The sequence below is a fragment of the Cupriavidus sp. 05N38 genome (assembly GCF_056397345.1).
The window spans coordinates 1-21504 of record NZ_JBFTNF010000092.1; the positions used below are offsets into that span (position 1 = coordinate 1).

Genomic DNA, 21504 nt, shown 5'->3' on the forward strand with positions numbered 1-21504 from the left:
GCGCCGCCTTTCGCAACCATAGTGGGCGTTGGGAGCCGTTGCCAGGCGCAGGCTCGCTCGACGAGATGGCCCAGGTGGTCGTCACGCTCCTGGAGCCGTACCTACAGCCTGATAATTATTAAATCTATTTACGGGATGTTGTACTAGTGCTGATGAATGCCGGCTTCCTGCCGCTGGTCCAGGGTGCTTCGTCATCGTAGCGCGGCGCGGCCTTTAGGACTTCGCGGGACAGGTCGAGCGAGACCGTGAGCAAGCCTTCCATGTGGCCGATGTCACCGTCCAGGCATGAATGGCATAGTGCGCAATGGCTTGCGCGCTGCGCAGATGCGTGCCGTCCCCCTCGCGCTGGCTCTGCCCCGGTCCGCTGTAGCCGGCTGCCACTTCGCCTGGAGACAGAGGAGTCCGTCCCGGACGCCTGCGCCGCTCCAGTGGTCGGCATAGCCGTTGTAGGCCAGATAGTCCGTTTCGTGCTGCCGGGAGAAATGGGACGCGGGGGACCGATTGCGGTGCGCGCAGGCCCCGCATGCTCGCCTCAAGGACGGCACTCGCAGGAATAGGGCGCAGGCGCGACAACGTCTGTCCGGTGCCGGACGCGCGAATCGACAACGCTGGCTCGCGGCATGCCAGGGTCAGCCTTGCCTGGATGCGGGCCGTATCTGCCGGCTGAGGAAGACCATATCGGCGTTCTGCTTTTGCACCTTCGACATGCTGTCGTAGAGCGCCTGGAACACGGATGCGAGCTTGCGGATGCCTTCGGCATGCACCTCGGCGATCGTGCGGCAGGCGTTGAGATCGCCGGGGGCCGTCATATCCCTGGCGGCGGTGCTGCGCTGCTGGTGCAGCGACGCCATCGTGCCGGCGTTGCCGCGCATCACCTGCGCGATCTTCTGCCAGTGATCCTGCTGCGACATTGTGATGCGGAGCTGCATATGCAGCTCTCGGATATGCGTTTCCATCCGGTCGGGACGCGTCCAGTGCACCCGGTGTGCGGCGGCTGGCACCTCTCTGGCCGGGGTGGGTAGCTCCAGCAGCGCTGCAGCGATAGCAGTTGGCAGTGCGAGGGGTGTCTTGGGGAGGAAGAGGGGGAAGACGAATGCCATGAGTGATCTCTTTTGGGTGGGATGAGCGCGCCGGGGGATCGCAGATGCCTCGGCGGCGCGCGACGGCGGCAGGGCAGGGAGGAGATTGCCGCCGGGGCGCGGTCAAGCCGATGGCCCGGGCATATACCACCACTGTCAGTGGATGACGATCTCCGGCGCGCCGCGAAAATGCAGTCTGTGCAGCAAGGTGCGCCACCCAGTCACCGTGCCCGCCGATGCTGGCATCCTCCGTCCGGGCGGCGATGGCGCTGCGAGCGCGGCGGCGGCAAGCAGCACGACAGCATCGTCGCACTCGCCCACCGGCGCGATCGCGGCCCGCTGCGGCGGCGTTGCGTAGATCACCGTAAGGACGTCATCGAGGGCCTTCGCGCTGCTAAATGGGCCGAAACGGTAGATCCATGTCCCATCGACCTCGGCGAAGAACCAACTGGATGGCGCAGTGCGATAGGTTACCACCGCTATACCAGATATCCCGGATTGCATGGAATACTCCCTGCCCGTGCGCACGGCATGGGCGTCGCCGGCGGTGCCTCCTCCGTAGAGGGACACTGCCCGCCTTCAGATCCTGCCGAAGAAGGCAAGTATCAACACCACGAGTAGCAATGTCCCCAGCACGCTGCCGGCATATAGCCCCATACACGGCTATGGTGCCAGACTGACACGACTGCCACCAAAGTCATCGCCAATACGACGACCACCAGAACACCTAGCATGGTTCTCTCGCGCAATTCCTTGCCGAGGCGAGGCTCTCATCGGCCTGCCAGCACGGGGGGGCACCAGGCCCGCCCATAGATGAAGGTTGGCACGGTAGCGCCTGCGTGTCGGTACGATGGCGGACATGCGCCCCCGCGGTATGAATCGATTCACGGTGGCTGGCGGTGCCGCCGCCGATGCAGCCGGGCCGAGTGCCGGCCGCCATGGGATCGAGATAGCCCGGACTATGTCCGGGCATTGTCCCCCCCTCGATAAGGGGTTCCAGGCATTGGTCATGTCCGGCACCGGACAGACGCGTCGCCGGTGCCCGCGCATACATGGCCTATCGATCGACAACACCGGCTGCGATAACGCAGCGGATGGGCCGAGGCCTGTAGCCGGTATGCTCGAGACGTCGAGGTGCCGCCATGCGTTCCCTTCTGTACTTTCGCTTCGAGGATGCCGTTTCGGCCAAAGCCGGGTGGGACCGCCTGCTTCCGCTTGGGCAGCCACCCGCCCATGTCTCGGGTCCGTGGTTCTTCGGCGAGGCGTTCAGGCCGGTGAAGGGATTTCCCGCTGTCGATGCCACACATATCACCTTCCGGCGTGAAGGGGCGACCGCAGGGTATGCGATTTGCGCGCTGCTGGGTGCGGTAATCGCCGGATACTACAGTGACCGGGCCACACTGCTGGTCGGCATCGCCGCGTATTGTGTTGGCTTTGTCATCGGCGGGATAGCCGGCTGGTGCCTCGGGGGACTGGCCGGAAGCCGGGTTGTGCGGCCACATCTGGCACGGCACGCAGCCGTTTTGTCCGAGGGCGAGATCCTGATGGTCGTCGGCTGCAAGACTGCGGAGAAGGGAAAGGTGCGATCGGTGCTGTGCGGATCGGGGGGCGTCGGCGTCGAAGAACATGGGGACCTGCTGCCCCATCTCAGGTGAACCCGATGACGCTACGCGTCGCGGCACGTTTGAAGCTTCCAGCCTCTTCGAGTCTGTTCGCTGGCGCCCACGAGCGAGGCCGTGCTTGACTATGCCAATGCGAAGGGCGCGGGGGATACCTCGAAGCCGCGGTTCTAGGGACGGCGCGGCTTTCTCAGACGGCCGGCAAGTTCGGGGTCGAACTCCTTCTTCACCACGGCGTAGCATTCGCACGCGTGCTTTTCTAGCGCCGGCTGGTCGAGCACCGAGATATGGCCATAGCTGTAGCGGATCAGGCCCGCGTTCTGGAGTTTCAGCGCCGCGTCGGTGACGCCGGAGCGCCGCGCGCCTAGCATGTTGGAGATCCACTCCTGCGTCATCGTCAGTTCTTTGGTCGGCAGCCATCTGGGTAATCAGGGCCTGGATGTATCGCAGCGGCAGGCGCCGCTCCGGGCCGCCGCGCGCGAATTCCTGTTTCAGAGCTTGGCATTGAGCTTGTATCCGTAGCCGGCGCTTTGCACGATGGCGCGGCTCGGCGTGGTTTCGCCGCCCATGAACAGCGCAATGCCGACGATCCCTTCGTTGCCGACAATGGCGATCTCGGCCGATGATCCGTCTTCCATCACATAGAGCAGCGATACGATCGCGCTGGTGGGAAAGTACGCCGCCCCCAGCTGATCGCCGGACTCGTAGACCACGTGCCGCAGGGGCAGTTCAGTGAAATCGAGGTGCCGTTCAAGGCGCAACCAGTCTCTTCAGGCAGTACTGCTCGCAGATGGTTAGTTTTCGGCTCATCCAAGATACTCATGTCGCGCCTCCGGCGCCGGCCAAATGAAAGATCCGGCATATTGGCGGCAATGCGCGCGGATCTTCGTCGCGCGAACAACCGTGCCACCGCTAAAAAATATAGTCCAGCGCGTTGTCAGGAGGGTGGGGTGATGGCGACACGGTTTTCGGCGGCACTTGGTCCCGCGCCGTTGCTGGGTGTCCGCCGGCAGTAGTGTCCGTCAGCGTACCGACAATCCCCATTCTCGATGGCACATTGATCGCAAGGGGGTCAGATCCATTCAGGTAACGCGGCCGACTACGCGTCGGGCTCGATGATTCAGGCCCCTTGGCGGAGAGCAACGGCGACCTGGCCAACGCGGAGTCGGGGAAGGGGTGTTCCATGCTAGGAACCGCCGTATTGCTGGTCGTGCTCGTGCTTGTCCTGCTCGGCGCCATGCCGACGTGGCCGCACRGTCGCTCCTGGGGCTACATGCCCAGTGGCGTGCTGGGTGCATTGCTGATCGTGGTGCTAGTGCTGGTGCTGATGGACCGCTTCTAGGCGGCCGTGGCCAGACTTGGGCGCGCGAGCCAGAGTTGTGCCGCGCGTGACGCCCGGCGCGCGATTGGCCGGCCGGCCGCCATCATCAAGGAGCGGTGTCATGAATATAAGCCAGGTGAAGGGCCGCCTCGAGAAGGCGAAGGGAAGACTGAGGGAAATGTTTGGAAAGACCACCGGACGCAAGACAACCCAACTCAGAGGCAAGGTCGAACAGCTTGTCGGCGAGGTACAGGCTTCCTACGGAGACGCGAAGGAAGAACAGCGCAAGCAACCGTAGCGGTGCCGCAGCCAATATCTCAAAGGCGTTCATGTATTCAGCTCTGCTCCGTACGTTCGATTTCCCTTCAACCGCATCACCATGGAACAACACGGCACCGGTGCGCGAGGAGTTGTTCGGCACCGAACGGCTGGAGCAGCATGCGCAAAGCCTCGCCTCGGCGCAGCCGGTCACGCCGAAGCCGCCGCGGGTGCCGTCCTTGCGCAGCCGTCTCAATGACAATGCCGTGGTCCTGCTCGCAGCCTATCGTGCCAGCGCGGCGGAACTGGAGAGCGGCAGGGGCGTGGAGCCCGCGGCCGAATGGCTGCTCGACAACTACCATCTGGTGGAAGCGCAGATCCGCGAGATCCGTGACGACCTGCCCACCGGATATTATCGCCAGCTGCCAAAGCTGAGCGAAGGGCCGTTTGCCGGGTATCCCAGGATATTCGGGCTGGCATGGGCCTTCGTGGCGCATACCGACAGCCATATTGACCCGGACACACTGCGCCGATTCATTGCCGCCTATCAACGTGTCCAGCCCCTGACCATCGGCGAGCTGTGGGCGGTCGCCATCACCCTGCGCATTGTCCTGGTGGAGAATCTGCGTCGACTGGCGGAGCAGATCACCGCTGGTCGCGTCGCACGCGCCGATGCTGACCAACTATCGAAGCAGCTGCTCGTGTCAGGTTGCGCCGGTTCGGCACTCGATATCGATATCGCCTCGCGCTCGGCATCGCCCCTCTCGGAGCTGTTCGCCGCGCAGCTGGCGAAGCGGCTCAGGGACCAGGATCCGAGAACCACGCCCACGCTCGGGTGGCTGGAGCAGCGGCTTGGCCGGCAGGGCGCGTCGATCGACGGCGTCGTGCGGCGCGCGCAGCAGCGCCAAGGCGCGGCCAACGTGACCGTGCGCAACGTCATTACCAGCATGCGCTTGATTTCCGATATCGACTGGGCGGAGCTGTTCGAGAGCGTGAGCCTGGTTGACCAGCGGCTACGTGCGGGGAGCGCTTTTGCGGCAATGGACTTTGCCACGCGCAATCTCTACCGCAGCGCTATCGAGCAATTGGCACGGGGCTCGCCGGTATCGGAGCTCGCTATTGCGGACATCGCCCTGTCGGCCGCGCACGCTGCGGTGGCGGGTACCACCAGCGCAGCGCAGGCCGAGCGCACCGGCGATCCCGGCTATCACCTCATTGCAGAGGGGCGGCTCGCCCTCGAGCGGACTATCGGCTTTCGCCCGCCGCCTCGCCTTCGCTTCAGCCGCATCAATGTCGCTCTCGGCATTGGCGGCTATGTGGGCGCGATCCTACTTGCCACCGTCGGTGTGCTTGCCGCCTTCCTCTGGGTGCTGGCCTCAGTGCCGGATCCCGGGCTCGCGGCTGGCTGGCTGGCGCTGATCGGCGTCATCTGCGTTGTGCCGGCCAGCGAGGTGGCGACCACGCTGGTCAACCGCGTGATGGTCTGGAGCTTTGGCGCGTCCATCCTGCCCGGTCTTGAGCTTTTGGATGGCGTGCCGTCATCGTTGCGCACGCTGGTCGCTGTGCCGACGCTGCTGGTCAGCGAAGCCAGCTTGCGGGAGCAGATCGAGCGCCTGGAGGTGCACCACCTTGCCGGTGCCGGCGGTGACCTGACCTTCGCCCTGCTGACCGACGGCGCCGATGCGGACCAGGAAGCGGCGTCGGCCGATTCGGCGCTGCTGGCCATGGCCGCGGATGCGATCGAGGAACTGAATCGCCGCCACGGGCCGGGTCCTGCGGGCAATCGCTTCCTGCTGCTGCACCGCCGCCGCATCTTCAACGCCAGCGAGCAGACATGGATGGGCTGGGAGCGCAAGCGCGGCAAATTGCATGAACTCAACCGGCTGCTGCGCGGCGCCACCGACACGAGCTATGTCGGTGCCAACGGTGAGCCGCCGCAGGTACCCGCCGGGGTGCGATACGTCATCACGCTTGACGCCGACACACGCCTGCCGCGCGATGCGGCACTGCGGCTGATCGGCAAGATGGCCCACCCGCTGAACCGGCCCCGCTTCGACGAGCGGCTGCAACGCATCGTGGGCGGCTATGCCGTGCTACAGCCGCGCGTGACGCCCTCGCTGCCGGTGGGCAGCGAGGGGTCCGTCTTTCAGCGGATATTCTCCGCGCCCGGTGGTATCGATCCTTATGCGGCCGCCGCGTCCGATGTCTACCAGGACCTGTTCGGCGAAGGTTCCTATACCGGCAAGGGCATCTATGACGTAGATGCTTTCGAGCGCGCGTTGCACGGCCGCATTCCGGAAAACGCGGTGCTCAGCCATGATCTCTTCGAGGGCGTGTTCGCTCGCGCCGGCCTGGCCTCGGATGTCGAAGTCGTCGAGGATTTCCCGTCGCGCTATGATGTTGCCGCCAAACGCCAGCACCGCTGGACGCGCGGTGACTGGCAGCTTCTCGGCTGGATCTTCAAGGGCCGCGCCGGCAGTGAGGCGGTGCCGATGCTGGGCCGCTGGAAGATGCTGGATAACCTACGTCGCGCCTTGCTGACGCCCGTCCTGCTGCTGGCTTTGGGCGTGTGCTGGCTGCTGCCACTGGCAACCGGACTGTGGGCCACGGGGATGCTGCTCGCCGCCATCGCGTTTCCCGCGTTCTTTCCTGGCTTGTTTTCGCTGGTCCCGCATCGCGCGGGCATCCAGATGCGCAACCACCTGCGGATGCTGACGGCGGATCTGCACGCCGCGGCCACGCAGGTGCTGCTCACACTTGCGTTCCTGCCCGACCAGGCTTGGCGGATGGGCGATGCCATCTTAAGAACCCTGGTACGCCTGCGCTTCACGCGGCGCCATTTGCTGGAGTGGACCACAGCCGCGCAGTCGATGAGCAGTCCACGGCTGGATCTTACCGGTTTCTATCTAAAAATGGGAGGCGGGGTCGCCCTGACGCTAGCCATGATGGCGGGCGCCTTAGCCTTTGCGCGGCCTTCCTGGCCGCTTTTGCTGCCGTTGGGGCTGCTCTGGCTGACAGCACCGGCGCTGGCCCTAGGCGTCAGCCGCTCCCCGACGGTGGCCCGGCACCTGCTGGCGTCGGGGCCGGACACGCGCGACCTGCGCCTGACGGCGCGCCGCACCTGGCGATATTTCGAGACCTTCGTCACACCGGCGGACAATATGCTGCCGCCCGACAATTTCCAGGAACGGCCGCGGCCCGTGGTGGCGCACCGGACGTCGCCTACCAATATCGGCCTCTATCTGCTCTCCGCCGTTGCCGCGCGTGACTTTGGCTGGAGCGCCACCGTGGCGACGGTCGAGCGCCTGGAAGCCGCCTTCGCCGCCATGCGCAAGCTGCCGCGCTTACACGGGCATTTCTATAACTGGTATGACACGCAGGACCTGCGCGCGCTGACGCCCGCTTATGTCTCGTCGGTGGACAGCGGCAACCTGGCCGGCCACCTGATCGTGCTGGCCAATGCCTGCGAGGAATGGACCGATTCCGCGGCGGTGCCGGACTTCCGGCCCGGCATGATGGACACGATCAGGCTCGCGCGCGAAGCCCTTGCCAGCCTTGCCACGCCGTGCGGGGAGCGGGGTGGCGTCCTGGGCGGGCTGATCGAGGACATCGAAACCCGGCTCGCCGGCACGGAGCCCATGGGCACGCTGTCGCCCACGCTCAGGCGGCTGACGGAAAAAGCCACCATGACGGCCCGCGCGATCTTGCCGGCGGCGGGCGATGACAGCCTCGCGGACCTTGCGTTCTGGGTCGAAGCGTTACGCAAGACCATGGCTGAGCACGAGCAGGACCGGCTTCATAGCGCCGCGGCGCCGGGCGAGCTCGCAGCGCGGCTGCAGGCACTTGCAGCCGAGGCGCGCGAAATGGCGCTGGCGATGGACTTCGGGTTCCTGTTCGACCGCGAGCGCAAACTGTTGTCGATTGGCTATTCGCAGGAGGACAACCGCCTCGACGTGAGCTGCTATGACCTGTTGGCATCGGAGGCGCGGCTGGCCAGCCTGTTCGCCATCGCGAAGGGCGACGTGGACACGCGCCACTGGTTCCACCTGGGCCGCACGGCCACGCCGCTGGGCAACGGTTCGGCGCTGATCTCCTGGTCTGGGTCCATGTTCGAGTATTTGATGCCGTCTCTGGTGATGCGCGCGCCGGGCGGCAGCCTGCTGGAGCAGACCAACCGGCTGGTGGTGGAGCGCCAGCAGGTCTACGGCCGCTTGCTGGGCGTGCCGTGGGGGGTGTCCGAGTCGGCCTACAACGCGCGCGACATGGAGTTCACCTACCAGTACTCCAACTTCGGTGTACCAGGACTCGGGCTCAAACGCGGTCTGTCGGACAACGTCGTGATTGCACCTTACGCGACCGCGCTAGCGGCCATGGTCGATCCGCAAGCGGCCCAGCGTAACTACGTGCGGTTAGCCGGCATGGGGGCGAAAGGGCGATACGGCTTCTATGAAGCGGTCGATTTCACGCGCTCCCGCTTGCCGGAGGACGAGGAGTTCGCGATCATCCGCAGTTACATGGCGCATCATCAGGGCATGACCATCGTCGCGATCGCCAACACGCTGCATGCGGGGCAGATGCGCGAGCGCTTCCACCGCGAACCGATGATTCAGGCCACGGAACTCCTGCTGCAGGAGCGCATGCCGCGCAACGTTGCCATTTCCCATCCGCGGGCCGAGGAGGTGAAGGCGTCCAGGGGCGAGGCGGGCCACGAGGATTCGACGGTGCGCAGGTACCCGGGCGCCACCACCGGCGCCGTCGTCACGCATCTGCTCTCGAATGGCCGCTACGCCGTAATGTTGACGACCACCGGCGCAGGCTACAGCCGCTGGCGCGATCTTGCCGTGACACGGTGGCGGGAGGATGCAACGCGCGACGATGCCGGCTCTTTCATCTTCCTGCGTGATACGCAAAGCGCCAAGGTATGGTCTGCCAGCCCGCAGCCTGGAGAACGCAAGGCCGACGAAGAAGACGCAGGCTGCGAGGTCGTCTTCGCCGAGGATCACGCCGAGTTCATCCGCCGCGACGATAGCCTGGCCACGACCCTCGATGTGCTGGTCTCCGGGGAGGACGACGGCGAAGTGCGGCGCGTATCGCTGGCCAACAGCGGCCGCCGCCCACGTGAGATCGAACTGACCTCCTATGCGGAACTGGTCCTGGCCATGCCGTCCGCCGACGATGCGCATCCCGCCTTCTCCAAACTGTTTGTAGAGACCGAGTACCTGCCGGAGTTCGGCGCGCTTATTGCCACGCGCCGCCCGCGCTCCGACGGGGAGCCGCGCATATGGGCCGCGCATTTCACGGTGGCCGAAGGCGACGTGATCGCGGATCTCCAGCATGAAACCGACCGCGCGCGTTTTCTCGGGACTGGCCCGGCGGCCCGGGCACCTGGCGGCATGGGACGCGGGCAGCCGCTGTCGAATACCACCGGCGTGGTCCTCGATGCTGTCTTTTCTCTCCGGCAGCGCGTGAGGGTAGCGCCGGGCGGCGTTGCCCGGGTTGCCTTCTGGACGCTGGTGGCGCCCTCGCGTGCCGAACTGATGGTCCTCATCGACAAGCACCACGACCGCAGCGCGTTCGAGCGTGCCAAGACCCTGGCGTGGACCCAGGCCCAGGTCCAGCTGCGCTATCTCGACGCAAAGGCTGGCGAGGCGGCGGACTTCCAGCGCCTGGCGGCGCCGATCCTGTATTCCGATGTCCGCTTCCGGAGCCCGGCGGAGGCCATCCTCGCTGGCGCGGGGCCGCAGTCGGGGCTCTGGCCGCACGCGATCTCCGGCGACCTGCCCATCGTGCTGTTGCGCATCGACGATATCGAAGACATGGCGCAAGTGCGCCAGCTGCTGCGTGCGCACGAATACTGGCGGCTCAAGCGCCTTGGTGTTGATCTCGTCATCGTCAACGAACGCGCTTCCTCCTACACCCAGGACCTGCAGGTCGCGATAGACACGGCGGTGCGCAGCAGCCAGTCGCGTCCCCGCCTGGGTGACGGGCTTGGCCGTGGGGCGGTATACGCGTTGCGCGCGGACATGATGCGGATCGAGGCGCGCGAGTTGCTCCAGTCAGTTGCCCGTGTCGCGCTGGTCGCGCGCCGCGGCTCCGTTGCCGAGCAGCTTGCCCGTCTGCCCGAGGCGCCTGCCCGTGCGGCCCCCGATCGTCGCAAGTGGCTTTCGCGCCTGGCCTTCCCGCCTGTCTCCGTCTCGCCGGTACCCCCCACGCAAGCGCGGGTCACAGCCCCGCTGGAGTTCTTCAACGGACTGGGCGGCTTCGACAAGGATGGGCACGAGTATGTGATCGAGCTCACCGGGGAGGTCGCGACGCCTGCGCCGTGGCTCAATGTGATCGCCAATCCGTCGTTCGGCTTTCAGGTCTCTGCGCAAGGCAGCGGCTACACCTGGGCGGAGAACAGCCGGGAGAACCAGCTCACGCCTTGGTCCAACGATCCGGTGCTGGACCCGGCCAGCGAAGCAATCTACATCCGAGACGAAGAGACGCTCGATCTGTGGACGCCCACGGCACAGCCCATCCGCGACGGCAATGCCTATACGGCGCGCCATGGCTATGGCTATAGCCGTTTTGCGCACGAGGCCAACGGCATCTCGGCGCAATTGCTTCAGTACGTGCCGCTGGAGGATCCGGTCAAGATCTCCCGCCTGACGTTGCGCAACCTGTCGGCTGGCCGCCGCCGCCTTTCGGTGACGGCGTTCGCAGAGTGGGTGCTTGGCACCTTCCGTAGCGCTTCGGCTCCGTTCATCGCCACTGCGATCGACGGCGCCACTGGTGCCATGCTGGCACGCAATCCCTGGAGCACCGCGTTCCCGGGACGGGTCGCCTTCGCCGATCTCGGCGGCAGGCAGGTGGCCTGGACCGCTGACCGTACCGAATTCCTCGGACGCAACGGCGCGCCTGCCGCGCCGGCGGCGCTGCTCGGCCCTGCACCGCTGTCGGGCGCCATCGGTGCGGGGCGCGATCCCTGCGCGGCCTTGCAGTGCTTCGTGGAGCTTGCCGCCGGCGAAACCGTAGAAATCGTCGCGCTGCTGGGGCAGTGCGGCTCGCAGGACGAGGCGAGCGCCTTGGTCGCCCGCTATCGCGCAGCCGATCTCGACGCCGTGCTCGATGCCGTGACCGGGCATTGGAACGGCCTGCTCCGTGCGGTGCAGGTCCGCACGCCGGACCGCGCCATGGACATCATGCTCAACGGCCGGCTGCTGTACCAGACGCTTGCCTGCCGTATCTGGGCGCGCTCGGCGTTCTACCAGGCCAGCGGCGCCTACGGCTTTCGCGATCAGTTGCAGGACACCATGGCGCTCACCTTCGCCAGCCCGGCCACGACACGGCACCATCTGTTGCGTGCCGCCGCTCGGCAGTTCGCCGAAGGCGATGTCCAGCACTGGTGGCTGCCGCACAGCGGGCAGGGCGTGCGCACCCGCATCTCCGACGACTGCGTCTGGCTTGCCTTCGCGGTGGCCACCTACATCGCCGCCTCGGGGGATGCGGCCGTGCTCGACGAGTCCGTGCCCTTCCTCGACGGCCCGGTATTGCAGGCCGGTGAGCACGATGCCTTCTTCCAGCCGTTGACCGGGGCAGTATCGGCATCGCTGTTCGAGCATTGCGCCCGGGGCATCGACCGCTGCCTGGCGCTTACCGGAGAACACGGGCTTCCGCTGATGGGCGGTGGCGACTGGAACGATGGCATGAACGGCGTCGGGGCCGCCGGCAAGGGCGAGAGCGTATGGCTGGGCTGGCTGCTGGCGCGTACGCTCACGCTCTTCACGCCGTATGCCGAGGCGCGCGACGCCGGCCGTGCCCGGGACTGGCGCGCGCATGCCGTATTGCTGGGCGAAGCGCTGGAGCAGCACGGCTGGGACGGCGGCTGGTACCGCCGCGCCACCTTCGACGATGGCAGCTGGCTAGGCTCGAAGTCGAGCGCGGCGTGCCAGATCGATGCCATCGCGCAGTCGTGGGCCGTGCTGTCGGGGGCGGGGGATCCCGCGCGCGCGGCAACCGCGATGGCGTCGATGGAGCAGTATCTGTGGCGTCGCCAGGATGGGCTGGCGCTGCTGTTTTCGCCACCCTTCGACCGGGAGGGGCCGGACCCTGGCTACATCCGGGCCTATCCGCCCGGGGTGCGCGAGAATGGCGGCCAGTACAGCCATGCAGCGATGTGGTCGGTTCTGGCGTTCGCCAGGCTTGGCGCCGGTACAAAAGCCGTCGAGCTGTTCTCGATGCTCAACCCGATCAACCACGCACGGACAGCCGCAGCCGTAGAGTGCTACAAGGTAGAGCCGTATGCGGTTGCGGCCGATGTCTATTCGGTGGCGCCCCACGTCGGGCGTGGCGGATGGACCTGGTACACCGGCGCAGCGGGATGGATGCATCGCGCGGGCATGGAAGGCATCCTTGGCATCCGGAGGGAAGGGGCCTGGCTGGTTGTTGCCCCCGCGATGCCGGCCGCGTGGCCGGGGTTTGAAGCGACCGTCAAGCTGGGCGCCTGCTACTACGCTATCCGCGTCCAGGCGGCTACCGGCGTGCCACACGCGCTCCGCGATGGCCTGCCAGTTACCGTGGCGGGCGGTGGAGTGCGCGTGCCGCTCGAGGATGGCCGGCACGAACTGTTGCTATGCATTCCGCCGGCAACTGCATGAGCGCGCGAGCCATTTGCAGGCAGAGAAGGGGCATTGGGAGCGTCATCGCTCGCGATTGCTTGTCATTGCCTATTGTATCCATCCATTTTTCATGCCGGATTCCTGCTTCCTGTCATCACTGACCCGTTCCATCGAGTTGACTCGCTGGCGCTCGCCAGGGCGATAGACGGAGCCGTTCGGACGACTATCATACCGCTCGTCCGGTCCACGGTGATGGTCACCATCCCCGCCCTCGCCGCCGTATACGCCGGGCGTCGATAAGCAACCCATTTGCATAATTGAAAGCGCCGCAACACAAAGCCAGCGGTAAGTTTGCATGTCATTCTCCTGTAGAGACCAGCGACGCGTGGATGAGTGGCCCGCCGGATCACCGGACCACGTCGGCCGTAAGGGGGCTGCCAAGGGAGGACGGTGGCGTTTCATTGCGGGGCGTCATCATCGCGACCAGTCATCATCGCGCCGACAAAAGCGCGGTGTCGGTACGCTATTGGACAGGCCACCGAAACAAGCCTGGAGCGCGGCGCGCTGCTTCGCTTTGCACACCGTTACGTTGCCGGACCGACACGCGGACGCAACCTCAAAACAGGCTGGCAGTGGCAGTCTGCATCGTCGCTTCCACTCAGGGCCTCCGTCCGGGGCGGAAACCAGTAAATCGAGATATCAAAGTGAAAGGCAACCAAATGGGCGTCATTTTTCTGAGCTTATCCATTGCGCTCAACGGTGGTGAGTGTGCTCGGCGTGTCCAGGCGCGACACGGATACTGTGGCGAGCCCGGGAGAGGTGCCGTGGCGGAGGCAGTGTTGACCGGCAGCAGCGCGCTAGGCACCGTGGCCGGCGCCGCAGTTGGAGGGTTGTCGGCAATCAGGTCGGCGGGTAGCGCGCGAAGGATGCACTGACGCGGTCATATGCCAGTGTCCCGTGGCGCCGCACGGGCAGCATACCTAGGCTGCGCCACGGCAAAGTACAGGCTAAGAGGCCCTGCGGCAAGCAAGACCCAGGCGAAGGGTCTTTCTCCTTGCCGATGCATCACTTCCAGCGGAAATCCGGCAAGGCCTCATTGCGTTCTTCAACGCTCTCGCCGCCCAGGGCATTGACCATGAGCTTGAGAGACTCCTTCGTCCGCCTGGCGCAGCTGGTGACGAGCAGTATCTCGCCTTGTGCAAGGCTGGTCCGTTGCCGGGCGATCGCGCCGCGCCAGATCGATCCGTCGAGCTTTCGTCCCGGCCACGCCCCCGCCAGTCCGCCCAGTGCACCGGCCGCTACGCAGGCCAGCACAGTGGCAAATGTACCGGCCGAGGTGCCCAGGGACAGGGTCGCATAGATCGCTAGCGCTACGCCGCTCAGGAAGCCTGCTGCCTCCCATTCGCCGCGATGCGTGGTCTGGGTGGCGGCATTGCGCAACCCTTCGACTGGCTGGCCGTCATGCTGGATGAACCATGGACCTTTGATGCACACGGGAGAGACGGGAAGCTCGGCAAGCCCCGACTGGATTCTCCGCGCGGTCGTGGCGTCGCGAAGTCGGAAATACAGTACGGTGCGCATGATTTCACCTAGCAAGAAAGCGGTTTCACCGGGTCGAAGGCGACGCGGTGCTAATGTAGCGTTCTGTTCTTGGTGGAACTTATATGAGACTATTGCTCTACAGCGACAAAACGTGGAGAGAGCGAGTGCGAGTTGCCCCCGAGATCCTGTTGACCGACGAGGAGCAAACCAAGTTGACGCGGCTGGTTCAGTCGAAGCTCACGAGCGTGAGGCTGGCGCAGCGCGCACGCATTGTGCTGCTGGCCGCCAACGGCATGCAGAACAAGGACATCGCCGAGCAGTTGGGAATCGGACGCGTGCAGGTCTCGCGTTGGCGTGAGCGGTATGCGCAATCGGGGCTGGCCGGTATTGAACGCGACTTGCCGCGCGGTGCGCCGCCATTGAAGGTGGACACGGCGCGGCTGGTGGAGCTGACCACTCAAGCCAAGCCCGTGGCGGCCACGCACTGGAGCACGCGCAAGATGGCCGCCGAGTTGGGCGTGAGCGCCAGCACCGTCATGCGGCATTGGCACGCCCACGGGTTGAAGCCGCACATCGTGCGCGGCTTCAAGGTGTCGCGCGATCCGAAGTTCGTCGAGAAGCTTGAAGATATCGTTGGCCTGTACATGTCGCCACCCGAGCACGCGCTGGTGCTGTGCTGCGATGAGAAGAGCCAGGTGCAGGCGCTGGATCGCACACAGCCCGGGCTGCCGCTGAAGAAGGGGCGCGCGGCCACCATGACGCACGATTACAAGCGCAACGGCACGACCACGCTGTTTGCCGCGCTCAACGTGCTCGATGGCCAGGTCATCGCCCAGTGCCAGCAGCGCCACCGTCATAGCGAGTGGTTGAAATTCCTGCGCAAGATCGACCGCGAGACGCCCAAGGACAAAACGCTGCATCTGATCGCCGACAACTACGCCACGCACAAGCATCCTGCCGTGCAGGACTGGCTGGCCAAGCATCCGCGATTCAACATGCACTTCACGCCCACCTCGGCATCATGGCTGAACATGGTCGAGCGGTTCTTTCGCGACATCACAACCGAGCGACTTCGCCGGGGGGTATTCACCAGCGTGCCGGAACTGATCGCCGCCATCAATGAGTACATCGCTCACCACAACACCAACCCCAAGCCGTTCATCTGGACCAAGAGCGCTCGCGATATCCTGCAGAAGGTCATTCGCGCTAACCGCCGCTTAAGTTCCAAACAGAATGGAACACTGCACTAACGCGGTCTGGGAGGTTTGACGCAGTTCGCCGGAGCATGATGGAGAAAACCTCAGGACCGCTGTGCAGTCAGGGCTGAGCCTCCCTTTCGTACCGGTAGTCCTTCCAATAAGGTGAGGCGCCGTAGTACTCGTGGATGGTGGTTCCCCATTGCGGATCCGCCATGCTGGGCCAATGGTCTTTGTCGAAGCCCGGAGCCGCCTCCAGCATGGCCCTGTCAACACCAAGCACAAAGCTCTTGCGCTGGGTGTCAAGGGTCAGTGCGGACCACGGTACGGCAAACAGCTTCTCGCCAAGGCCGAGGAAGCCGCCGAAGGACACCACGGCATAGGCAATACGTCCTCCGCCGACGTCCAGCATGATGTGATCGACCGTGCCGAGCTTGTCACCACCCGGACCGACGACGGTATTGCCTTCCAGCGTGTCGGCCGCCATCACGAAAGGGCCGGGCCCAGAGTTTTTCGGGTCGTTCGCGCCGACAATGGAGGCACGCGGGCCGCCACTGTTGCGGTCTAGTTCATTCAGATTCATGATCTGCTCCAGAAATGGTAAGGGTTCCGCCGACGCTTCACAGCTTGCGGACGACGAGGTGGTTCTCCACCGACTTCACGCCGTTGGTGGCGTTGGCGACGTCGGCTGCGGTCTGCTTTTGCTTTGTCGACGGGACGCTGCCGGTCAAGCGCACCACGCCCTCGCGGGTGCGAACGTGGACGCTCGTCGAGTGCAGGTTCTTTTGCTCGAGCAGGCTTGCCTTGATCTTGGTGGTGATGGCGGTATCGCTGACGCTTTCGCTCATCGTCTCATGGGTGGGGTTGGGGTTTGTCAGCGATGCCTCCGCGCCTCCCGTGGCCCCGTGGCCCAGCGGAGCGTAGAGGCTAGCCGCGAGCGCGATGCAGGCGACACCGGCCGCAAACTTGACGGGATGGATGGTTTTCACTTTGGTTACCTCGATGCGATTCAATCAGTGACTGCGGACACGAGTGCGGCACGGCGTGCAAGCCCTGCCGGAAACAGCGGCCGCCCGACGTGGCGTGGGGATGGATTTCTCTCCATCATCACGGTATCCGCCAGATTGAGGCTGGCACCGATTTGCCATCCAGTCGGTACGATGGCGGACACGCGGGCCTGCATATTGCAGGCGTAGCGTCACGGGCCGAACAGGCATCGCCCGCAAGTGCACGGTGCCGTTCACGTTGTAGGCGGGCGCCTACAGTGGCGCCAGATATTGACCTCCAGCCCGAAGAACCAGTCGTTCATGGTGGCGAATGCGGCCATTCCCTCCGTTCTGCGGAGGGCCATCGCAAACAGCAACGCCGGAGATCGCATGCAAGCCAAAACCAAGATCACAGTGTGATGGTTTATCCTGAGCTGGCTTGGGGATGGTAATGTTTGGCGGGAGCGGGGAGGTCGATCCGGTGCGCCGCCTCATGGCAGTGCCATCGCCTGAGGCGGCATTCCGGAGAGAGACGCCTTCTACCAGATCGTCACGCCCAGGCGCAACGATGGCACGACGAGCTACCGTCTCGACGTCCCCACCGTGCCGGCCGGCGCATTCTGGTCTGTCAGCGTCTACGACGCCTCGGGCCATTTCCAGCGCAATGCGCTCGGCGCTTAGAGGCTTTGCAACCGACGATCATGATGAGCTCGCCCTGCAACAAGAGCGTAGTTTGACGAGCCGGCCGCAGTCGCGGAAGTGCGGCGCCGATTAGGGCGCCCAGTAGCCAGCCACAGATACCGAAGGTCACGAAACCAAGGCCGTAGGTGCCGAGGCCGCTCAGGGGGCTGGAATGATCCGGCGGGAATCCGGTAGGAAGCAGGATCCCATGTCCGCTCAGCGCAGATGTGCGCCAAACAGTCCGAGCAGGCCGATGACAATGAGATAAATGGCGACGATATAGTTGAGCAGCCGTGGAATCACAAGAATCAGGATTCCGGCTATCAGCGAAATAAGCGGTCCGGCGCCGGTGATGAAGTTCACGATAGCTCCATGGGATTGGCAGCGCTGCCGCCGCTACTTGCCGACCTGATTGCCGATGACGCCGCCGACGGCGGCTCCGCCGACAGTCCCCAGGGCGCTGCCGCCGGTCAGCACTGCACCCGCGACGCCCCCGATGCCCGCCCCCCCGCTACGGTATCGGTGTCTCGCCGAGTCGTGCCGCTGCAGGAGACGATGCCAAGGGCGGCGATCAGGATTGCCGTCCGTTTGAGGAATGTCTGTGTGTGTTTCATTTCTTGCTACCTCCTGCGGCCACGCGGGGAGCCGGGTATGGATGTTCCATGGGCCCCGGGCGTCCGGCTGCAAAGGCCTGGTCGCCTGCCTGTGCCAAGCCAATATTTTCCTACTGACCACAGGAAGTCGGTCCGCTGCCGTACGCGGGCCCAGGGTAACTCAGCCGAACACGCGCGATCTGAGGTCGTCCTCGAAATCGCCAGTCCATTGGGCGGTCTGGCTTCCATCGTACTGGCGGATGTCCCTGCCGAAGCGTACCGAGATGCTGCGCCCTCGTGCCCGCCTGCTGCGTCTTCAACCGCTGTCACGGTAGATCCATCGGGTGCGACCCCGTTGCGCAGACAGGTCTCGCGGAAAGCCTCCAGCTCCATGAGCGGGAACTGATTCAGCATGATGTCCAACATAGGTGTCTCCCGGCACCGGCATGAAACGGGGAAAAGCCGGGGCGAGGGGACGGCGGCCGGCCGACTGGTCACCTTTGTCATCCCGCCGGCCGTGCGCTCGCTCGGGTGCTTGTCCTCTCTGTATTGCTTTAGTCCGTCTTCTTGATATCCGCCTTGACGTCGCCATACGCTGCCTGCGTCTTGCCAATCTCCTTCTGCAGGGTCCCCGCAGCTTGCGTTTGCTTATTACCGGTCACCTTGCCGAAGGTTTCCTTGACTTTCCCGGCGGCCTCTGTGACCCGGCCCTTCACTTGGTCCTTGTTCATAATGTACCTCTTCATTGGTGTTGCGAGCCGGATGCTGAGGCGATCCGGCCGCGGGATGGCGGTGGCAACCGCGTTGCCACCGCGCGCGTGCCTGATTGCACGCGTGCTCCTCAGATTGGAGTTCGCTGATTCAGCGAGCCGGCCATGCGCCTGTCGTGCATGGCCGGCTCTTGGCGCGGCATGCTCCAGAATGGCCGCCTTAGAGTCGGCCGAGCAGCAACAGGACAATGAGCACAGCAAGAAGCACTCCGAGTGTGCCTGATGGCGCGTAGCCCCAGCCGTTGCTGTACGACCAATTGGGCATTGCCCCCACGAGCAAGACAGCCAAAACAATCAACAGTATGATTCCGAGTGACATGATGCGCTCCTGGTTCTGCAAAAACATGCCTTCCGCTGATTGAACCAAGCGGATGGCAGCCGTTCTAGCGGATCGCGTTGTCGATGGCCTTGCCATGGAATCTTGAACACCGATTCGGGGGATTCGCTGAAGTACTCGCTGTTGCTACGTTGTATCGATAGATACGTCCTCATCCGTCCCAAAGCATAGTTGTGGCGGAATATGGAGTCAGTCCGGTGCCGTACGCATGAGAGAGGAAATTTCCGGCATTCCGCCACTCCTCCTGCTCAACGAAACTGCAGGGGGAAGAAGAGACTGATTCCCGGCGTCGCCTCGGTACATAGGTCACTGGCGGTGGGGCGTAGACATAAGGATCGCGGTATACGCCGTGGTAGTAACTGCTGCCGCTGCGGTAGTACGTATTGTGCTGATCGCGGTGGCTGTTCTGATGGTGGCCGCCATGCGGACCTTGATGGCTCCGGGCGTTCTGCTGGGGCGAGGCGGATCCATGGTGATTGTCCGCACCAAATGCCGGCGCGCCCAAATGGTCTGGCTCTGGACAGACGCTGGGCAAGATCAAGCTCTGGTCACCCTCGACGTTGACGTCCACGTTGTTATTTCAACCCGCTCGGTCTGGGGAGATGCAGTCATGAGCATCACGCATGATCCGAAGTCCAACCACCTTACGCCCAGCGACCGGGCACTTCTGTCAGGAACCAGAGCGAGCCGAACTCGTCTGGCATACCGTGCGCACGTGCGTATGTTGCGGCTGCCGGTAAGCTTGCGTTGCCGGACCTCGACGGCGCCGGCCACAAGAACCATGGCGTGCACGCCCCTGTCCTTGCCGCGAGTCCGCCCACCGACGCAGGCCTCATCGGCCTCGACGTGTTCCTCAGGCTTGCCACTGATCCGATCCTGGTCGGGGCGCACCATGCCGGCGGCAACTCGTGGAGTATCTGAAAGGCGGTCTCGTAGCGCGACAGGCCGAGTCGCGCGGGAACTGAACGGCCGACATGCCAGGCGTCTGACTGGCGACCAGATACTCTGCCCAGAACCAAACCGACAGCGGCGTGTGCGTGCGTTCCATGACGGTGCCAGCAGTGAGGCTCGTGTCGCGTGTGCAATAGCGACAACGGAAAACGCCGGCGCGACTAGCAAAACGGTACGGCTCACCAAGCAAGCCACAGTGACGTTCCTTGGTCATGCTAGGATCAATTCCTTTCTTGGGAGACGGCCATGGCGAAGTGCAATGCTTGCGGTTCTATCGTCACGGATAGGCGAGGGGAACGAGGGCACGATGCCCTTGTGGAAACCGGAAGTGAGAAATTCAGTCCCGTCGGAAAGGCGGCTGTCACCAAGACGTCGTTCACTTGCTCGACCTGCGGGACGAAATGGACGTACGAGAACGATAAGAACAACAGCTTCGCCGGCTGGCATGAGGTTGAGAACTGATTTCATGCCGCGCGCTCTAGCAGGCTGTTGAATTTAGCCCCCGAGTAAACGGGGATTTGGCGCCAGACGTTATGGATATCGTGTTCATAAACTCGGGTGGCGGATGCGATGCGTGGAATGGATGAGATGCAAGAGACGTTGTTCACGACGGTTAAGTTGGAAGACCTCGTCCCCGCCGATCATCCATTGCGAGCAATCCGGCTGCTGGTCAACGACGCACTGAAGGATCTCAACGGGCTGTTTAGCACCATCTATGCCGACAGCGGACGTGCCTCGATTGCSCCRGAGAAGTTGCTGCGTGCACTGCTGTTGCAAGTGTTTTACTCCGTGCGCAGCGAGCGCATGTTGATGGAGCAAATGCGCTACAACATGCTGTTTCGTTGGTTCGTTGGCCTGGCGATGGAAGACGACGTGTRGAACCACTCAGTCTTTTCGAAGAACCGTGATCGGTTGCTTGAGCACAAGGTAATCGAGAGCTTTTTCACGAAGGTGACGAGCGTGGCCGACCGGCATAACCTTCTGTCCAAGGACCATTTTTCGGTCGACGGCACGCTGATTCAGGCATGGGCCAGCCATAAGAGCTTTCGCCCCAAGGACGACACGGATGACACCCCGCCCGCAGGCGGCGGCCGCAATGCCGAGGCCGACTGGAAGGGTAAGCGGCGCAGCAATGCAACCCACGAATCGAGCACCGACCCGAGTGCGCGGCTGTACAAGAAGAGTGCCCAGAGCCCGGCCATCCTCAGTTATCAGGGGCACATTCTGATGGAGAACCGCTCCGGCCTGGTGGTCGGCGCGGTTGTGAGTCACGCCGATGGCTTTGCCGAACGTGCCAGCGCATTGCGCTTGCTCGACTGCATGCCTGGCAATCATGCCAAGACKATCGGTGCGGACAAGGCTTACGACACGCACGACTTTGTTCAAGACTGCCGAGCGCGCAGGGTGACGCCCCATGTGGCACGCAACGACGCGCGAGCTGGCGGCAGCGCAATCGATGGCCGTACCTCGCGGCACGAGGGATACCGAGTGAGCCAGGTCATCCGCAAACGCATCGAAGAGCACTTTGGCTGGGGCAAGACGGTCGGACGGCTTCGCCAAACCGTATATCG

The 21504-nt window shown here is 64.2% G+C and carries 17 protein-coding genes and 3 pseudogenes; 7 read left to right on the forward strand and 13 right to left on the reverse strand.

Features of this window, described 5'->3' with window-relative positions; genetic code table 11:
* Positions 1–629: 629 nt before the first annotated feature.
* The 3 genes from AC1DK4_RS37005 to AC1DK4_RS37015 all read right to left on the reverse strand — a co-directional run bounded on the left by AC1DK4_RS37005 (position 630) and on the right by AC1DK4_RS37015 (position 1813).
* The gene (locus AC1DK4_RS37005; protein ID WP_441623761.1) at positions 630–1100 is read right to left on the reverse strand and encodes a Spy/CpxP family protein refolding chaperone; all 471 of its coding nucleotides are present in this window, start codon (positions 1098–1100) and stop codon (positions 630–632) included.
* Between the two features lie 135 nt (positions 1101–1235).
* Entirely contained in the window at positions 1236–1583 is a 348-nt protein-coding gene (locus AC1DK4_RS37010) for a hypothetical protein (protein ID WP_441623763.1), read from the reverse strand.
* A gap of 101 nt (positions 1584–1684) precedes the next feature.
* The gene (locus tag AC1DK4_RS37015; RefSeq protein ID WP_441623765.1) at positions 1685–1813 is read right to left on the reverse strand and encodes a DUF3309 family protein; all 129 of its coding nucleotides are present in this window, start codon (positions 1811–1813) and stop codon (positions 1685–1687) included.
* Positions 1814–2221: 408 nt separating this feature from the next.
* Between AC1DK4_RS37015 and AC1DK4_RS37020 the strand changes: the two genes are divergently transcribed.
* Positions 2222–2734: a hypothetical protein gene (locus AC1DK4_RS37020; RefSeq protein WP_441623767.1), complete on the forward strand. Its 513-nt coding sequence runs from the start codon at positions 2222–2224 to the stop codon at positions 2732–2734.
* A 134-nt stretch (positions 2735–2868) separates the two neighbouring features.
* Here AC1DK4_RS37020 and AC1DK4_RS37025 read toward each other — a convergent pair.
* Positions 2869–3521: pseudogene (locus AC1DK4_RS37025) on the reverse strand (Crp/Fnr family transcriptional regulator).
* 360 nt (positions 3522–3881) lie between these two features.
* Between AC1DK4_RS37025 and AC1DK4_RS37030 the strand changes: the two are divergent.
* From AC1DK4_RS37030 to AC1DK4_RS37040, 3 genes are all read left to right on the forward strand, one after another.
* Positions 3882–4040 carry a DUF3309 family protein gene (locus AC1DK4_RS37030; RefSeq protein ID WP_477132137.1) on the forward strand — a complete coding sequence of 53 codons (159 nt, stop codon included), beginning with the start codon at positions 3882–3884 and terminating at the stop codon, positions 4038–4040.
* Positions 4041–4197: 157 nt separating this feature from the next.
* Positions 4198–4317, forward strand: a complete 120-nt coding sequence (locus tag AC1DK4_RS37035) for a CsbD family protein (protein ID WP_441623795.1) — start codon at positions 4198–4200, stop codon at positions 4315–4317.
* A gap of 31 nt (positions 4318–4348) precedes the next feature.
* The gene (locus AC1DK4_RS37040; RefSeq protein WP_441623771.1) at positions 4349–12916 is read left to right on the forward strand and encodes a glycoside hydrolase family 94 protein; all 8568 of its coding nucleotides are present in this window, start codon (positions 4349–4351) and stop codon (positions 12914–12916) included.
* A 69-nt stretch (positions 12917–12985) separates the two neighbouring features.
* On the opposite strand, the gene AC1DK4_RS37045 is transcribed toward AC1DK4_RS37040, so the two are convergent.
* Together AC1DK4_RS37045 and AC1DK4_RS37050 are read right to left on the reverse strand one after the other, a co-directional pair.
* Positions 12986–13234 carry a hypothetical protein gene (locus AC1DK4_RS37045; protein ID WP_441623773.1) on the reverse strand — a complete coding sequence of 83 codons (249 nt, stop codon included), beginning with the start codon at positions 13232–13234 and terminating at the stop codon, positions 12986–12988.
* 708 nt (positions 13235–13942) lie between these two features.
* Entirely contained in the window at positions 13943–14458 is a 516-nt protein-coding gene (locus AC1DK4_RS37050; RefSeq protein ID WP_441623774.1) for a hypothetical protein, read from the reverse strand.
* 125 nt (positions 14459–14583) lie between these two features.
* On the opposite strand from AC1DK4_RS37050, the gene AC1DK4_RS37055 reads away from it, so the two are divergent.
* Positions 14584–15669 (forward strand): IS630 family transposase, encoded by a 1086-nt coding sequence (locus AC1DK4_RS37055; RefSeq protein WP_441623776.1) that lies wholly within the window; start codon positions 14584–14586, stop codon positions 15667–15669.
* Positions 15670–15736: 67 nt separating this feature from the next.
* Here the strand turns inward: AC1DK4_RS37055 and AC1DK4_RS37060 are convergent, their stop codons facing one another.
* On the reverse strand, positions 15737–16198 hold the full coding sequence (locus AC1DK4_RS37060) for a PRC-barrel domain-containing protein (RefSeq protein ID WP_441623777.1): 462 nt from the start codon (positions 16196–16198) through the stop codon (positions 15737–15739).
* A 37-nt stretch (positions 16199–16235) separates the two neighbouring features.
* Complete coding sequence (locus AC1DK4_RS37065) at positions 16236–16628, reverse strand: BON domain-containing protein (protein ID WP_441623779.1); 393 nt, start codon at positions 16626–16628, stop codon at positions 16236–16238.
* A gap of 576 nt (positions 16629–17204) precedes the next feature.
* Here AC1DK4_RS37065 and AC1DK4_RS37070 point away from each other — a divergent pair.
* Positions 17205–17282, forward strand: coding sequence for a hypothetical protein (locus tag AC1DK4_RS37070; RefSeq protein WP_441623797.1), 78 nt, complete (start codon positions 17205–17207; stop codon positions 17280–17282).
* Between the two features lie 216 nt (positions 17283–17498).
* Here AC1DK4_RS37070 and AC1DK4_RS37075 read toward each other — a convergent pair whose 3' ends face one another.
* The 5 genes and pseudogenes from AC1DK4_RS37075 to AC1DK4_RS37095 all read right to left on the reverse strand — a co-directional run.
* Positions 17499–17645 (reverse strand): DUF3096 domain-containing protein, encoded by a 147-nt coding sequence (locus AC1DK4_RS37075; protein WP_441623781.1) that lies wholly within the window; start codon positions 17643–17645, stop codon positions 17499–17501.
* 33 nt (positions 17646–17678) lie between these two features.
* Positions 17679–17896, reverse strand: a pseudogene (locus AC1DK4_RS37080) (glycine zipper 2TM domain-containing protein).
* A gap of 533 nt (positions 17897–18429) precedes the next feature.
* A complete protein-coding gene (locus AC1DK4_RS37085; RefSeq protein ID WP_441623783.1) occupies positions 18430–18606 on the reverse strand; it encodes a CsbD family protein in 177 nt (58 codons plus the stop codon).
* A gap of 199 nt (positions 18607–18805) precedes the next feature.
* Positions 18806–19060, reverse strand: a complete 255-nt coding sequence (locus AC1DK4_RS37090; RefSeq protein WP_441623785.1) for a DUF3309 family protein — start codon at positions 19058–19060, stop codon at positions 18806–18808.
* A gap of 570 nt (positions 19061–19630) precedes the next feature.
* A pseudogene (locus AC1DK4_RS37095) lies at positions 19631–20132 on the reverse strand (IS1595 family transposase); the annotation flags it as partial.
* Between the two features lie 380 nt (positions 20133–20512).
* Here AC1DK4_RS37095 and AC1DK4_RS37100 point away from each other — a divergent pair.
* On the forward strand, positions 20513–21504 hold a 992-nt coding region (locus AC1DK4_RS37100; protein WP_477132138.1), incomplete at its 3' end, for an IS5 family transposase.

Excerpts from the sequence above, each read along its gene's own strand:
- AC1DK4_RS37005 (WP_441623761.1), bottom strand. The coding sequence starts at position 1,100 with ATGGCATTCGTCTTCCCCCTCTTCCTCCCCAAGACACCCCTCGCACTG.
- AC1DK4_RS37010 (WP_441623763.1), bottom strand. The coding sequence starts at position 1,583 with ATGCAATCCGGGATATCTGGTATAGCGGTGGTAACCTATCGCACTGCG.
- AC1DK4_RS37015 (WP_441623765.1), bottom strand. The coding sequence starts at position 1,813 with ATGCTAGGTGTTCTGGTGGTCGTCGTATTGGCGATGACTTTGGTGGCA.
- AC1DK4_RS37020 (WP_441623767.1), top strand. The coding sequence starts at position 2,222 with ATGCGTTCCCTTCTGTACTTTCGCTTCGAGGATGCCGTTTCGGCCAAA.
- AC1DK4_RS37035 (WP_441623795.1), top strand. The coding sequence starts at position 4,198 with ATGTTTGGAAAGACCACCGGACGCAAGACAACCCAACTCAGAGGCAAG.
- AC1DK4_RS37040 (WP_441623771.1), top strand. The coding sequence starts at position 4,349 with ATGTATTCAGCTCTGCTCCGTACGTTCGATTTCCCTTCAACCGCATCA.
- AC1DK4_RS37045 (WP_441623773.1), bottom strand. The coding sequence starts at position 13,234 with ATGCAAACTTACCGCTGGCTTTGTGTTGCGGCGCTTTCAATTATGCAA.
- AC1DK4_RS37050 (WP_441623774.1), bottom strand. The coding sequence starts at position 14,458 with ATGCGCACCGTACTGTATTTCCGACTTCGCGACGCCACGACCGCGCGG.
- AC1DK4_RS37060 (WP_441623777.1), bottom strand. The coding sequence starts at position 16,198 with ATGAATCTGAATGAACTAGACCGCAACAGTGGCGGCCCGCGTGCCTCC.
- AC1DK4_RS37085 (WP_441623783.1), bottom strand. The coding sequence starts at position 18,606 with ATGAACAAGGACCAAGTGAAGGGCCGGGTCACAGAGGCCGCCGGGAAA.
- AC1DK4_RS37090 (WP_441623785.1), bottom strand. The coding sequence starts at position 19,060 with ATGGCAAGGCCATCGACAACGCGATCCGCTAGAACGGCTGCCATCCGC.